This is a genomic window from Microbacterium sp. OVT16B, assembly GCF_019969705.1.
In the GTDB taxonomy this organism is placed as follows: Bacteria; Actinomycetota; Actinomycetes; order Actinomycetales; family Microbacteriaceae; genus Microbacterium; species Microbacterium natoriense.
Genome location: NZ_JAHXZA010000001.1, coordinates 1624344 through 1638845, shown reverse-complemented (window position 1 = coordinate 1638845; position 14502 = coordinate 1624344). Strand labels below are relative to the sequence as shown.

15 protein-coding genes are annotated in these 14502 nt (G+C 68.9%); 1 reads left to right on the top strand and 14 read right to left on the bottom strand.

What is annotated here, in order from left to right; translation table 11 throughout:
* Nucleotides 1-84: 84 nt before the first annotated feature.
* Nucleotides 85-684, top strand: a complete 600-nt coding sequence (locus LC438_RS07705; RefSeq protein WP_105676453.1) for a TetR/AcrR family transcriptional regulator — start codon at nt 85-87, stop codon at nt 682-684.
* Here LC438_RS07705 and LC438_RS07700 read toward each other — a convergent pair.
* The 14 genes from LC438_RS07700 to murF form a co-directional block, all read right to left on the bottom strand.
* Nucleotides 681-1610 (bottom strand): RluA family pseudouridine synthase, encoded by a 930-nt coding sequence (locus tag LC438_RS07700; protein WP_105676455.1) that lies wholly within the window; start codon nt 1608-1610, stop codon nt 681-683. The two genes, LC438_RS07705 and LC438_RS07700, sit on opposite strands and share 4 nt — an antisense overlap.
* Nucleotides 1611-1612: 2 nt before the next feature.
* Nucleotides 1613-2158, bottom strand: a complete 546-nt coding sequence (locus LC438_RS07695; RefSeq protein ID WP_374197873.1) for a signal peptidase II — start codon at nt 2156-2158, stop codon at nt 1613-1615.
* Between the two features lie 96 nt (nt 2159-2254).
* Nucleotides 2255-2857, bottom strand: a complete 603-nt coding sequence (locus LC438_RS07690; protein WP_105676458.1) for a DivIVA domain-containing protein — start codon at nt 2855-2857, stop codon at nt 2255-2257.
* Nucleotides 2858-3010: 153 nt separating this feature from the next.
* On the bottom strand, nt 3011-3307 hold the full coding sequence (locus LC438_RS07685) for a YggT family protein (RefSeq protein WP_105676459.1): 297 nt from the start codon (nt 3305-3307) through the stop codon (nt 3011-3013).
* 3 nt (nt 3308-3310) lie between these two features.
* Nucleotides 3311-3784 carry a cell division protein SepF gene (locus LC438_RS07680; protein WP_105676460.1) on the bottom strand — a complete coding sequence of 158 codons (474 nt, stop codon included), beginning with the start codon at nt 3782-3784 and terminating at the stop codon, nt 3311-3313.
* A 43-nt stretch (nt 3785-3827) separates the two neighbouring features.
* Entirely contained in the window at nt 3828-4511 is a 684-nt protein-coding gene (locus LC438_RS07675) for a YggS family pyridoxal phosphate-dependent enzyme (protein ID WP_223586258.1), read from the bottom strand.
* Nucleotides 4508-5650, bottom strand: coding sequence for a cell division protein FtsZ (gene ftsZ / locus LC438_RS07670; protein ID WP_105676463.1), 1143 nt, complete (start codon nt 5648-5650; stop codon nt 4508-4510). Before ftsZ ends, LC438_RS07675 begins: the two co-directional genes overlap by 4 nt.
* Nucleotides 5651-5852: 202 nt before the next feature.
* Nucleotides 5853-6773 carry an FtsQ-type POTRA domain-containing protein gene (locus tag LC438_RS07665; RefSeq protein ID WP_223586257.1) on the bottom strand — a complete coding sequence of 307 codons (921 nt, stop codon included), beginning with the start codon at nt 6771-6773 and terminating at the stop codon, nt 5853-5855.
* A gap of 4 nt (nt 6774-6777) precedes the next feature.
* Nucleotides 6778-8178: a UDP-N-acetylmuramate--L-alanine ligase gene (gene murC / locus LC438_RS07660; RefSeq protein WP_223586256.1), complete on the bottom strand. Its 1401-nt coding sequence runs from the start codon at nt 8176-8178 to the stop codon at nt 6778-6780.
* A gap of 12 nt (nt 8179-8190) precedes the next feature.
* A complete protein-coding gene (locus LC438_RS07655) occupies nt 8191-9270 on the bottom strand; it encodes a glycosyltransferase (RefSeq protein ID WP_105676467.1) in 1080 nt (359 codons plus the stop codon).
* Nucleotides 9267-10472 carry a putative lipid II flippase FtsW gene (gene ftsW / locus LC438_RS07650; protein WP_105676468.1) on the bottom strand — a complete coding sequence of 402 codons (1206 nt, stop codon included), beginning with the start codon at nt 10470-10472 and terminating at the stop codon, nt 9267-9269. The genes LC438_RS07655 and ftsW overlap by 4 nt, the downstream gene beginning before the upstream one ends.
* The gene (gene murD / locus LC438_RS07645; protein WP_223586255.1) at nt 10441-11973 is read right to left on the bottom strand and encodes a UDP-N-acetylmuramoyl-L-alanine--D-glutamate ligase; all 1533 of its coding nucleotides are present in this window, start codon (nt 11971-11973) and stop codon (nt 10441-10443) included. The genes ftsW and murD overlap by 32 nt, the downstream gene beginning before the upstream one ends.
* The gene (gene mraY / locus LC438_RS07640; RefSeq protein WP_105676471.1) at nt 11963-13075 is read right to left on the bottom strand and encodes a phospho-N-acetylmuramoyl-pentapeptide-transferase; all 1113 of its coding nucleotides are present in this window, start codon (nt 13073-13075) and stop codon (nt 11963-11965) included. The genes murD and mraY overlap by 11 nt, the downstream gene beginning before the upstream one ends.
* Complete coding sequence (murF, locus tag LC438_RS07635) at nt 13072-14484, bottom strand: UDP-N-acetylmuramoyl-tripeptide--D-alanyl-D-alanine ligase (RefSeq protein ID WP_223586254.1); 1413 nt, start codon at nt 14482-14484, stop codon at nt 13072-13074. Before murF ends, mraY begins: the two co-directional genes overlap by 4 nt.
* Nucleotides 14485-14502 lie beyond the last annotated feature (18 nt).

Below are 14502 nucleotides of genomic sequence, written 5' to 3'. Positions count from 1 at the left end.
CGCACGGACGACGGCGTCCACGCGATATCTCGATACTAGGCACAATTGACCAGGAGTCAATACCATTCTGGCTAGGCTTCTCGCATGTCCTCCGAGCAGCGATCTCGCCTCAGCCCCGATCAGCGCCGCGCGCAGCTCATCGCCATCGGAGTGGGCTTTCTCGCCGAGCACCCGCTGGAGGAGCTGACGATCGAGGAGCTCGCCGCCCGCGCGGGAGTGTCCAAGGCACTGATCTTCCACTACTTCGACAGCAGGCAGGGCGTGGAACGCGCGATCGTGACCACCGCGCGCGACAGCCTCCTCCTTGCCAGCGAGCCCCGCCCTGACCTGCCGCCGCGCGAGCGCATCCACGACACGCTCCTGCGCATCGCCGGATTCGTCCGCGAGCACAGCGGGACGTTCTCCTCGCTCGTCCGGGGCGTCGCCAGCGGCGACTCCGCCGTGCGCGCGATCGTCGACGAGTCGCGCGAGCTGAACGCCCTGCGCCTCCTCGAGGCCTTCACCGAACTCGGCATACCCGACTCCGCGGCGCTCCGGGTGGCGCTGCGCGCGTGGGTGTCGTTCACCGAGGAGACCCTGCTCGAGCTCATCGTCGATCGCCGCGCCGATGACGACGCGGTCGTCGAGTTCCTGGAGCAGACACTGGACGGCGTCGTGGACGCCGCAGGGAGAGCCCGCTTCTAGACGCCGACTTCGCCGCGCAGCACAGCGAGCGCGTGCCGGAAGTCCGCGGGGTACGGCGACTCGAACTGCACCCACTCCCCCGTCGCGGGATGGGCGAACCCCAGCTGGTGGGCGTGCAGCCACTGGCGGGTGAGTCCCAGCCGCGCGGAGAGAGTCGGATCGGCGCCGTAGAGCGGGTCGCCCACGCACGGATGCCGCAGAGCGGCCATGTGCACGCGGATCTGGTGCGTGCGCCCCGTCTCGAGATGGATCTCGAGCAGAGAGGCGCCGGGGAACGCCTCGAGGGTCTCGTAGTGGGTCACCGACGACTTGCCGTCCGGCGTGACGGCGAACTTCCACGAATGGTTCGGATGCCGTCCGATCGGGGCGTCGATCGTCCCGACCAGCGGGTCGGGGTGCCCCTGCACGACCGCGTGGTAGATCTTCTCGACCGTACGCTCCTTGAAGGCCCGCTTCAGGGCGGTGTACGCGGACTCCGTCTTCGCGACGACCATGAGGCCGCTGGTGCCGACGTCGAGCCGATGGACGACGCCCTGACGCTCGGGGGCGCCCGTCGTCGCCACGCGGAAGCCGGCCGCGGCCAGTGCGCCGACGACGGTCGGTCCCTCCCAGCCCAGAGAAGGGTGCGCCGCGACGCCGGTGGGCTTGTCGACGACGACGATGTCATCGTCGTCGTACACGATGCCGAGCTCAGGAACGGCGATCGGCACGATCCGCGGCTCCTCCTTCGGCTGCCACTCGACGTCCAGCCAGCCGCCAGCGCGAAGGCGATCGGACTTGTCGAGAAGCGCGCCGTCGAGCCGCACACCGCCCGCGGCCGCGACGTCGGCGGCGAAGGTTCGGGAGAACCCGAGCATCTTCGCGAGAGCCGCATCGACGCGTACGCCGTCGAGCCCGTCCGGGACCGGGAGGGACCGCGATTCCACGGTCAGCGGCTCTCGGAGGGCGCGTCGTCGCCGGGTTCTCCGTCGACGCGATCCTGGCCCTCTGCACGACGCTCGGCGATCGCGACCGCCTCGGCCTCCTCGTCGGTCTCGACGACGACGTGATCCCGCTCACGCGTGCCGTCGAAGCGCAGTCCGAACACGACCAGCAGGGCGACGGAGATCATGCCGGTGACGATGAAGATGTCCGCGACGTTGAAGATCGCCGGGAGCATCCACGGCATGGAGATCATGTCGACGACGTGCCCGACGCCGAAGCCGGGCTCGCGGAACAGGCGATCGGTGAGGTTTCCGAGCACGCCGCCGAGCAGCGCGCCGAGCACGACGGCCCACAGGCGCGAACGCAGGCCGAAGGCCTTCCAGACGATCACGCCCGCGACCACGGTGAGCGCGATCGTGAAGATCCACGTGACCTCGGAGCCGAGCGAGAACGCGGCGCCGGAGTTGCGGATGTAGAAGAGCTGCAGGAAGTCACCCAGGACCGGTACGGCCTCCTCTTTGGGGAGGTTCTCGATGGTGAGGTGCTTCACAAACTGATCGGCGGCCAGCACGACCGCTGCGAGAATCGCAACGATCGCACCGGCCGCCGACCGACGAAGGGGACGGCGTCCTGACAAGAGGGCGCCTTACAGACCGATCGCGGAGACCGGCGTGGAGTCCGTCGACGCCGACTTCTCGTCGAGGTCGCGGAGCTGACCCTCGATGTAGCCGCGCAGCTGCGAACGGTAATCGCGCTCGAAGTTGCGGAGCTCGGTGATGCGGGCCTCGAGCGTGTTGCGCTCGCGCTCGAGACGAGCGGTCTCTTCGCGCTGCTTCGCCTCAGCCTCGGTGCGGATGCGGTTGACCTCGTTCTCGGCGTCGGCGATGAGCTGGTTGCGCTTCGCCTCACCCTCGGCGACGTGCTCGTCGTGCAGACGCTGCGCGAGCTCGATGATGCCGGCGGTAGCCGTGGCGGAGCCGGACGGAGCGGGCTCTGCGGCGACCGGAGCGGGCACCTCTGCGACGGGAGCGGGGGCGGGAGCCTCGGCGACAGGCGCGGCCTCTGCGGGCGCTGCGCCGGACTCGTAGGCGGCGAGCTTCGCCTTCAGCTCGGTGTTCTCCTCGATGGCCTTGCGCCACTCGATGACGATCTCGTCGAGGAAGTCGTCCACCTCGTCCGGGTCGAAGCCGTCCTTGAAGCGGACGTGCTGGAACTGCTTGGTGACGACGTCATCCGGGGTGAGTGCCATGGTGGCTCCTTCGATGATTTCGGTTGCCAGTTGTGAATGGCGCGGTCGTGATGTGGCGCGAACCCGGGGCGCGCACCTGGGAGCCAAGCATAGTCCTCGCTCCTGTCAGCCGCGACGCCGCAACACCAGGGCGCGACGAAAGTCGGGAATCTCTCAGATGAAGATCCGCACGATGTTCATGAGGATCAGCACGACGAGGATCGTCAGCGAGAAGCCGAAGTCCAAGGAGATCGAGCCGATGCGCAGCGGAGGGATGAACCGCCGGAAGAACCGGATCGGCGGGTCCGTCAGCGTGTAGGCGAACTCGGCGGCGACGAGGCCGGCGCCCTTGGGACGCCATTCCCTGTTGAACATCGGGATGTAGTCGAGAATCAGGCGCGCGAAGAGAACCAGAAGGTACAGCAGCAACGCCAGGTGGACGATGCTGGCGACGACGGAGACCAGCTCCACGGGCTACGACTGATCGAAGCCCGCAGACTCGGCGTCTGCGTGCGCGATTCCCCCGTGACCGGAGATCGCGATGTTCTCCGGAGACAGCAGGAACACCTTCGAGGTGACCCGCTCGATACGGCCGTAGAGGCCGAGCGAGAGCCCGCTGGCGAAGTCGATGAGACGCCGCGCGTCGGCGTCGCTCATCTGCGAGAGGTTGATGATGACCGGCACACCCTCGCGGAAGCTCTCAGCGATGAGCTGAGCGTCGCGGTACTGCTTCGGGTGCACGGTGAGGATCTCGTTCACTGCCCCTCCTGCGGGCTGACGCACGGCGACCGGGCGGCGCAGCGGCGTGATGGGAGCCGGGGTCGGCTCTTCGCTCGCGCGCTCGCGCTCCCGGTGGGAGCGGGCCGGTGCCTGCGTCTCTTCTTCGTAGACCTCTTCCTCGTCGGCGAGGCCGAGATACACCATGGTCTTCTTCAGCGGGTTACCCATTGTGTCCTCCGGTTCGAACGATTCGGGTTGGTCTTGTGACAGGTTAACCCCGGTCTGGCCGGGGTCCGGTGATTGCGGAGCCGATCCGCAGGTGTGTCGCGCCCGCCTGTATCGCCTCGACGAAGTCGCCGGTCATGCCGGCGGAGATCCAGGTGGCGGATGGGTCGAGTGCGCGGATGCCGTCGGCGACGCCGCGCAGACGTGCGAAGGCGGATGCCGGTTCCTCGTCGAGCGGTGCGACCGCCATGACCCCGCGCAGACGAAGGGAGGGGAGGGTCATCACGTGCTCGGCAAGAGCGGCAGCGGCGTCGGGAGCGACGCCTCCGCGTCCGACGTCGTCGGTGAGGTTCACCTGCACCAGGACATCGAGCACAGTGTCGTCCTCGGCCGCTCGGTGCAGCGCATCCGCCAGCCGATCGCGATCGATGGAGTGCACGACCTGAGCACTGCGCCGGATCGCCGACGCCTTGTTGGTCTGCGCCTGCCCGATGAAGTGCCAGCGCAGGTCGTCAAGCTCGGACAGCTCCACGCTCTTCGCGCTGAGCTCCTGCTGCCGGTTCTCCCCCACCTCGCGAACGCCGAGGCCGTGGAGTTCGCGAACGAGGGATGCCGGGTGGAACTTCGTGACGACGATGCGGGTGATCTCGTCCGCGCCCCTTCCGGCCAGGCGCGCGGCGTCGGCGATCTGCTCGTCGATCGCCGACAGCCGCGCTCCCAGGTCGGTCACTTCAGGAATTCGGGGATGTCGATGTCGTCGTCGACGATGGCGGGCTCGATGCTCGTCGTGGTGAAGCGCTGCACCGGCTCGGCGTCGACCTTCTCGGACGATGCGCTCTCGGGCTCCTCGGTGAGGGCGACCTCCGGCAGCGTCGTCGTCGCCGGGCGGGACACGACCATCGGGTCGAGGCGCAGCGACGGCTCTCCGCCGTCGAAGCCCGCCGCGATCACGGTCACGCGCACCTCGTCGCCGAGGGTGTCGTCGATGACCGTTCCGAAGATGATGTTCGCCTCGGGGTGAGCGGCTTCCTTGACGAGGTCGGCCGCGTCGTGGATCTCGAAGATGCCGAGGTTCGAACCGCCCTGGATCGAGAGGAGCACACCGTGCGCGCCCTCGATCGACGCTTCGAGCAGCGGCGACTCGACCGCGAGCTCGGCGGCCTTGATCGCACGATCGGCGCCGCGGGCGGAGCCGATGCCCATGAGCGCGGAGCCCGCGCCCTGCATGACCGACTTCACGTCGGCGAAGTCGAGGTTGATCAGACCGGGAGTCGTGATGAGGTCCGTGATGCCCTGCACACCGGCGAGGAGCACCTGGTCTGCCGTCGCGAAGGCCTCGATCATCGAGATGCCGCGGTCGCTGATCTCCAGCAGTCGGTCGTTCGGGACGACGATGAGGGTGTCGACCTCTTCCTTGAGCTTCGCGACGCCGGCCTCGGCCTGGCTCTGCCGACGACGCCCCTCGAAGGAGAACGGCTTGGTCACGACACCGATGGTCAGTGCGCCGATCGACTTGGCGATGCGCGCGACGACGGGTGCGCCGCCGGTGCCGGTTCCGCCGCCCTCGCCCGCGGTGACGAAGACCATGTCGGCGCCGGTGAGCGCCTGCTCGATCTCCTCGGCGTGGTCCTCCGCCGCACGTCGACCCACCTCGGGGTCGGCGCCGGCGCCGAGGCCGCGCGTGAGCTCGCGGCCCACGTCGAGCTTGACGTCGGCGTCGCTCATGAGCAGCGCCTGGGCGTCGGTGTTGACTGCGATGAACTCGACACCGCGCAGGCCGAGATCGATCATGCGATTCACGGCGTTGACGCCGCCACCGCCGACGCCGACGACCTTGATCACGGCGAGGTAGTTCTGGTTCTGGCTCATGGCCGGCCTCCGAAGTATTCGAGCCTGGATTTCTGACGAATACCGAGGGTTGAACCTTAAACCTCAACTAGAGGTGTAAAGTATTTCCCGGTATTGGTTTCTCTTGTTCGAAGGTAAGCGCCGCATACGCGCGCGCCCGCAGCGACACGGGCGTGTCGTCTGTTTGGCGTGCCGATTCGCCGATCACGCGACCGCAGCGCGGTCAGCCGATGACGGCGACGTGCGGCGAGGTGACGTCGATCGATGCGGCGCCGGGGTTCGCGGCCATCGCGGCTGCGAGTGTCAGGCCCTTCAGCGCCGACTCGTCGGAGCTCCCCCAGATGACCGTGAGCCCGCTGTTCAGCGTGAGGGTCACGTCGTCCGCCGTGCTCGCACGAACCCCCGTCAGTGCAGCCCGGACGTCGGCGGGGAGGGACCGGATGACGAGCCCCGTGCTCTCGAACGCGCGGGAGTCGATGCCGCCGTCGATGTCGAGCAGCGGCTGCCCCGGGGGCTGATCCGTCGTCGTCGCGAGGGCGACCCCTGCCGCATCGACGAGGGTGTACCCGGCGTCGGAGCGGATGACGCCGATCGGCGTGCGCTCGACGATCCGGACCGTCAGATCGTTCGGCGGCTTCGCCTCGAGCGCATACGTCTCGATGAGGGGGAACGCGAGGAGAGCGGCCTTGACCTCGCTCGTGCTGACCAGCGCCAGCGGCGTGCCGATCTGGTCCGCGAGCGCGGCCTCGACGGCAGCCGGGTCCAGCGTCGTCGCACCGACGACCGTGATCCGCTGGACCGCGAACAGGGGGCTGTACGCCGCAGCGACGCTGCCGCCGATGAGCAGAAGCACGGCGCCGATCACGCTGAGCCAGATGATCCTGCGGCGCCGGGAGCGCTGGGTGAAGCGGCGGATCTCGGCGCGGAGCGCCTTGCGACGAGCGCGAGCAGCGCGCCAGACGTCGCGCGCCGATGTCGGCTGCACCTCGGGCTCCAGCCCCGAGCTCGCCTCGTCGATATCGTTCAGGTCTTCGGATACGGCATCCGCCTCTGCGCGCCCCCGGATGCGGGAGACCGGCCGCAGCGGAGTCTCCTTCTCGTCCGGGTTCTCCCGCACGGCCGGGAGCGGAGCGGGGCGACGCATCGGCTCAGTCCTCTGACGACGCGCGCAGAGACTCGAGGACCTGCGGGATGATCTGGTACACGTTGCCGCATCCGAGAGTGACCACGAAGTCGCCGTCGCGTGCGACGCTCGCCGTGTAGTCGGCCGCCTGCTGCCAGTCGGCGACGTAGTGCACGTTGCCCTGATCCTGGAAGGCGTCGCTGACGAGCTCGCCCGTCACGCCGGGCACCGGGTCTTCGCGCGCGCCGTACACGTCGAGCATGACGGTGTGGTCGGCGTAGTGCTCGAGGACCTCGGCGAACTCGCGGAACATGTGCTGCGTGCGCGAGTACGTGTGCGGCTGCTGGATCGCGATGACACGTCCGCCGTCGGCGATGGAACGCATCGCCTCAAGCGCTGCGCGCACCTCGGTCGGGTGGTGCGAGTAATCGTCGTAGACGGACACGCCCCGTTCGACGCCGTGCTTCTCGAGGCGGCGAACCGTGCCGGCGAAGCCCTCGACGGCACGGGCGGACTCCTCGAGGCCGTAGCCGAGTGCGCCCAGCACCGCGATGGCGCCCGCGGCGTTGATCGCATTGTGCAGCCCCGGGACCGCGAGCTGCAGCCGGACGCTGTCGTCACCGCGCGTGATCGTCGCGGCGACCGGCCCCGCGGCGACGACGTCGGAGACGCGCACGTCGGCGTCGTCGGCCTGCCCGAACGTGATGACGTTGCGGTGCGAGAGTCCCGCACCCACGCGCAGAGCGCCCGCGTCGTCGCTGGAGATCACGACGGCCTCGGACGCGGCATCGGCGAACCGCACGAAGGCGTCGTGGAAGGCCTCGTCGGAGCCGTAGTGGTCGAGGTGATCGGGGTCGACGTTCGTGATGAGAGCCACCGCGGTGTCGTACAGCAGGAAGGTGCCGTCGGACTCGTCGGCCTCGATGACGAAGAGGTCGTCCGCTCCGGTGGCGCTGGAGAGGCCGAGCTGCTCGATCACGCCGCCGTTGACGAAGTTGGGGTCGGCGCCCAGTGCCTGCAGCGCCGTCACGATCATGCCGGTCGAGGTGGTCTTGCCGTGGGCTCCCGCGACCGAGACCAGTCGACGCGAGCCGATGAGCCAGTGCAGGGCCTGCGAACGGTGGATGACGTGCAGCCCGCGCTCCTTGGCGAGGAGGAACTCCGGGTTCTCCGGCCAGATCGCTCCGGTGTGCACCACGGTGTCGGCGTCGCCCAGGTGGGCGGCGTCGTGTCCGACGTGCACGGTGGCCCCTGCCGCGGCGAGGGCGCGCAGGTTGTCGCTGTCCGCACGGTCGGAACCGGAGACGCGGATGCCGGCGTCGAGGAACATCCGGGCGAGGCCGCTCATACCGGAACCGCCGATGCCGATGAAATGCGCGGAGGTGATGTTCGCGGGGATCGGGAGGGAGAGGTCGGGTCTGATCATGTCCGTCTCAGTTTAGTTCGAGGCGTCGAGCGCGCGGTCGATGAGGGCGATGACGTTGTCAGTGCCGCTGCGGGTTCCGACGCGCTCGGCGGCCGCGGCCATGCGCGCGATCCGCCCGGAGTCGCCGAGGAGCGGCACGACGATGCGGCGCACAGCGTCGGCGTCGAAGGTCGGGTCGTCCAGCAGCTCAGCGGCGCCTGCGGCCACAGCGGAGGCGGCGTTGAGGCGCTGCTCCCCGTTGCCCACCGAGTACGGCACATAGAGCGCGGGGATGCCGAGGGCGCTCACCTCGCTCACGGTCGCGGCTCCGGAGCGGGAGACGATCAGATCGGCCAGGGCGAACGCGAGGTCCATCCGGTCGACGTAGCGCCGCAGCGCGTATCCGGGCACTCCGGGGTCCGCCAGGTCGCTGCGCTCCCCCGTGACGTGCAGCAGCTGCCACCCGGACGCGAGGATGTCGCCCCACGAGCCCGCCAGCGCCTCGTTGAGACGCTGCGCCCCGAGCGATCCGCCGAAGACGAGGAGCACGGGGCGGGATTCGTCGAGGCCGAAGTACTCGGCGGCCTCGGCGCGGCGAGCGGCGCGATCGAGCTCGATGACCTCGCGGCGCAGCGGCATGCCCACCACTTCGCTCCCCCGCAGCGGGGTGCCGTCGAAGGCGACTCCCGTCGCGGCGGCACGGCGTGCGCCGAGCACGTTCGCGAGTCCGGGCTTCGCGTTGGCCTCGTGCACGACGAAGGGAACGCCTTCTCGGCGCGCCGCCACGTAGGCCGGAGCCGAGGCGTAGCCGCCGAAGCCCACCACGACGTCGACGCTGTGCGTCCGGATGTGCTCCCGCACCTGTGCGATCGCACGGCGGAAGCGTCCGGGGAACGCGAGGGCCTGCCCGTTCGGGCGACGTGGGAACGGCACCTTGGCGACGATCAGCAGCTCATAGCCGCGGGCGGGGACGAGACGGGCCTCGAGGCCTTCGGCCGTGCCCAGCACCAGGACGGATGCGTCGGCGTCCCGCTCGCGCAGCCCATCGGCGACGGCGAGCAGGGGATTGACGTGGCCGGCGGTGCCCCCGCCGGCGAGAAGGTACGTGGTCACCGTGTGACTTTACCCCGCTCGGCTGCGGGGATCGTGCGTGCGAAGGCCAGCAGCACGCCGCACGCGATGAGCACGGCGAGCAGCGCCGTACCGCCCTGCGACATGAAGGGCAGCGGCACGCCCATGACCGGGAAGAGCCCGATCACGACGCCGATGTTGAAGATCGCCTGGCCGACGATCCACACCGTGATTCCGCCGGCGGCGACCCGGATGAACGGATCCTGCGTCTTGCGGATGATGTGGAACACGCCGACAGCGAAGGTGGCGAACAGGGCGAGCACCACGAGGCATCCGATGAGCCCGAGCTCCTCGCCGACGATCGCGAAGATGAAGTCGTTTCCGGCGGCCGGCAACCAGCCGTACTTCTCCTGGGAGTTGCCGAGTCCGACGCCGAAGATCCCCCCGGATGCCATTCCCCACATGCCGTGGATCGACTGGTAGCAGTCGCCGGTGTAGTTGTTCATGTCGGAGCAGACCGCGGTGATGCGGCGCATCCGGTCGGTGCTGGTCACCGCGAGGAGGACCACCGAGAGCACGCCGAGCAGCACCGGGATGATGAACAGCCGCAGCTTCACCCCGGAGAAGAACAGACAGCCGAGGAGGATGAGCACGAGCACCATCGCCGTGCCGAGGTCTTTGCCTGCGAGGACCGTGCCGATCGCCAGCGCCCCGACCGGAACGACCGGGATGAACACCTGATGCCAGGTGCCGAGCATGGTCCGCTTGCGCAGCAGCACGTAGGCGATCCAGAGAGCGAGAGCGAGCTTGAGGAACTCCGAGGGCTGGAGGGTGAAACCTCCGACGAGAATCCAGTTCCTGTTGCCGCCGTCGGCCTTGCCGAGTGGGGTGAAGACCAACAACTGAAGTGCGATGGCGCCGAACAGGGCGGGCCACGCCATCTTCTTGATGAAGTCGATCGGGAACCGTGAGATGACGAACATCAGCGGGATGCCGAGCACTGCGAAGATGCCCTGGCGGAGCGCGCCGTCCATGGGGTTCTCGCCCTTGGACACGGCGACGGCGCTCGTCGCCGACAGCACCATCACCAGGCCGAAGATCGTGAGCAGCAGAGCCGTCGACGCGATCATCATGAACTCGGTCGACACCGGAGTGAACCGGCGACCGAGCGAGACCCTGGCGGCGAGACCGCGCGACTCGGAGCGCGCGGGATCAGAGCGAGGTGTGCGAGCCACCTGCGTCATCGGTGCTCCCCCGGTCGATCCATTCCCGCACCGCTTCGGCGAAGCGGTGGCCGCGATCCGCGTAACTGGAGAACTGATCGAAGGATGCCGCGGCGGGGGCCAGCAGTACAGTGCCCTCGTCGACGATCCCCGCAGCGATCTCCACGACGCGGTTCATGACCTGTCCAGTCTCGCCAGCATCCACCTCGAACACCGGCACTGTCGGCGCGTGTCGCCGGAATGCCGCGACGACGGCCTCGCGCTCGACGCCGATCACCACGGCCGCACGGGCGGTGCCGCCCACGTCGGCGACCAGTTCAGCGATGTCGACGCCCTTGAGATCGCCGCCGACCACCCAGACAGCGCCGGGGTAGGCGCGCAGGGACGACGCCGCGGCGTGCGGGTTCGTGGCCTTGGAGTCGTCGACCCACGTGATGCCCGCGTGCCGCGCGATCACCTGGATGCGATGGGCGTCCAGACGGAACTTCTGCAGCGCGGAGTGGATCGCCTCGGGCTCCGCGCCGAGGGACCGAGCGAGCGCGCTCGCGGCGAGGATGTTCTGCACGATGTGCGGCGCGGCGAGGCCGACGTCGTCGAGATCTCGCAGGGTCGTGAGCTCGAGGGCGCTGCGCGCGCGATCGTCGAGGAAGGCCCTGTCGACGAGCAGTCCCTCCACGACGCCGAGGTCGCTGGGGCCGGGGGTGCCGAGGTCGAAGCCGATCGCTCGCGCCCCCTCGATCACATCGGCGTCCTCGACCATCCGCCTCGTCGCCTCATCCGCCTTGTTGTAGACGCACGCGACCCTGGTGTTGCGGTACACGTACGCCTTCGCCTCGCGATAGGCGTCGGCGCTGCCGTGCCAGACGAGATGGTCGTCGGCGAGGTTCAGGCACACCGATGCGTACGGGTACAGCTGGCCCTCCGCGCTCGACTGGCCGATGTACCAGAGCTGGTGACTGGAGAGCTCCACGACGAGCACGTCGAACCCGGCGGGGTCGCGCACGGCGTCGAGCACGGGCACTCCGATGTTGCCGCACGGCGCGGCTCGCAGCCCGCCCTCGACGAGGAGGGATGCCGTGAGCTGCGTCGTCGTGGTCTTGCCGTTCGTGCCCGTGATGAGGACCCACTCCGCCGGAGTGCCATCCGCACGGGTCACCTTGTCGCGCACGCGCCAGGCGAGTTCGATGTCACCCCAGATCGCGATCCCCGACTCCTGCGCCCAGCGGATCACCGGATGCGACGGAGAGAACCCCGGCGAGGCGATCACGACGTCGGCGTCAAAGCTCTCGAGCGCCTCGGGCACCTCGGAGAGGGAGCCCAGCTCGAGGCGCACGCCGATCACCGGGAGCAGTCGCGCGTACTCCTCCTCGGCGGACTCGCTGAGGACGAGGACGTCGGCGCCCAGCTCGCCGAGGGTGTCAGCGACGGAGAAGCCCGTCATCGACAGTCCGAGCACGGCGACCCGCAGACCGGACCAGTCGGAGTGCCAGCTCGTCAGGGTCGAGAGGCGTTCAGCTGACACGCGTCAGCCACTCCACGTAGAACAGGCCCACCGCCGTCACCGCGAGGAGTCCGGCGATGATCCACATCCGCACGACGATCGTGACCTCGGACCAGCCGCGCATCTCGAGATGGTGGTGGAAGGGGCTCATGAGGAAGAGCCTCTTGCCACGCGTGATCTTGAAGTAGGTGCGCTGCAGGATGACCGAGCCGGAGGAGAGCACGAAGACGCCGGCGATCACGAACAGGAGCAGCTCGGTGCGGGTGAGGATCGCCATCGCGGTGATCACGCCGCCGATCGCCATCGAGCCGACGTCGCCCATGAACACCTTGGCCTTGGGGGCGTTCCACCACAGGAAGCCGATGAGGCCGGCGGCGAACGCGGCGGCGACGATCGCGAGATCCAGCGGATCGCGCACCTCGTAGCAGCCTCCGAGGGCGGCCTTCTCGATCGACTCGCCGACGCAGGACTGCTGGAACTGTCGGAAGGAGATGAGGCCGTAGGCGCCGACGACGATGATGCCGGCGCCGGCCGCGAGGCCGTCGAGCCCGTCGGTGAGGTTCACGCTGTTCGACGTGGCGACGCCGATCACCGAGATCCAGACGAGGTAGAGCGCCCAGCCGATGACAGCGGCGAACGCGAAGAAGTTGAGCCACGGGATGTCGCGGAACAGCGAGACGGCCCCGGACGCCGGAGTCTGCCCAGCGTGGTTCGGGAAGTTGAGCGCGACGATGCCGAAGGGCACGATGACGAGCAGCTGGCCGATCACCTTGCGCCAGCCCGACAGGCCGAGGCTGCGCTGGCTGCGGACCTTCATGTAGTCGTCGATGAACCCCACGACCCCGAAGCCGACCATGAGCCAGATCACCAGGATCGACGAGAGCGCGGGGACCCGCCCGCCGGCGAAGACACCAGCGAAGTAGCCGACCATGGTGCCGACGATGAAGATCACGCCGCCCATCGTCGGGGTGCCGCGCTTGGCCTCGTGGCTGGGGTTCTCGACCGCCTCGGGGGTGCGGATGACCTGCCCCCATCCCCACTTCCGGAAGAGTCTCAGGAAGACGGGGGTCAGGAACAGGGTGAAGGCGAGCGAGATCGCCGCCGCGATGATGAGAGACCTCACGAGAACAATTCTCCCAGACGATCGCCGAGATGCCTGAGGCCTACGGAGTTTGATGACTTCACGAGGACCCTGTCCCCGTCGCGCAGCTCGGTGCGCAGATACTCGAATGCCGCATCCTGATCCGGCAGGTGCACGGCCTCGCTGTCCCATGACCCCTCGCCGACGGCGGAGAGATACAGTCGACGCGCCTCGGGCCCGACCACGACGATGCGCTGGATGTTGAGTCGCACCGCGAGCAGGCCGATGCGGTCGTGCTCCTCGCCCGCGGTCTCGCCGAGCTCGCTCATCGCGCCGAGGACAGCGACCGTGCGCTCCCCCGGTCCGGTGATCTGCGCGAGGGTCCTCAGGGCGGCCGCCATCGAGTCGGGGCTCGCGTTGTAGGCGTCGTTGATGATGCGGATGCTGTCGTTGCCCATCGGCTGCATGCGCCAGCGCTCGGCGATGTCGAGCGTCTCCAGGCGGGCGATCGCATCGGCGGCCGGGATGCCGAGCGCTCCGGCTGCCGCGATCGCGGCGAGGGCGTTGTTGATGTGATGGGCTCCGAGCACGCGCAGGTGCAGCGGCATCCGCTGTCCGTCCGCCTCGATGATGCAGGAGGTTCCGGATGCCGACACGACGAGGTCGTGGGCCCGCACGTCTGCCGCAGCGGTCTGGCCGAAGCCGATGACGCTCATGCCTCGGGACTCGGCGAGCTCGCGCATCGCTGCGACGCGCGGGTCGTCGAGGTTGAGCACGGCGACCCCGTTCGGCGTCGCCGCGGCGACCAGCTCCGATTTGGCCTTGGCGGTCTCCTCGATGCCTCCGAAGCCGCCCGCATGCGCCATGCCGACCATGAGGACGACGGCGACGTCGGGCTCGACGAGTCCCGCGAGACGCGCGATGCTGCCGGGAGCGGCGGCCCCGAACTCGCTGACCAGGTACCGGGTGCTCTCCGTGACGCGCAGCATCGTCACCGGCGCTCCGACCTCGTTGTTGTACGAGTTGATCGGGGCGACCGTCTCGCCCTCGTCCGAGACGATGCGCGCGAGGAAGTTCTTCGTCGTGGTCTTGCCGTTGGATCCGGTGATGCCGACGATCTTGAGATCTCCCCGCGCGCGCACGCGCGAGACGACCTCACGGGCGAGATCGGCGAGGGCTGCGACGGCGTCGGCCACGACGATCTGCGAGACCGGCTCGTCCACGGGATGCTCGACGATGGCGAGGCGGGCGCCCGCGGTCACAGCCGCGCCGACGAAGCGGTGGCCGTCGGTCTCGGCGCCGGGCTTGGCGACGAAGATCGACCCCGCGGACATCGTGCGGGAGTCGGTGTCGACGACACCGTCCAGGACGGTCTCCGCCGTATCGGTTCCGATGAGGCGCAGCTCACCGCCGAGGATGGCGGCGATCTCAGCGAGCGACAGGGCGATCATGACATCTCCAGGCGCGGC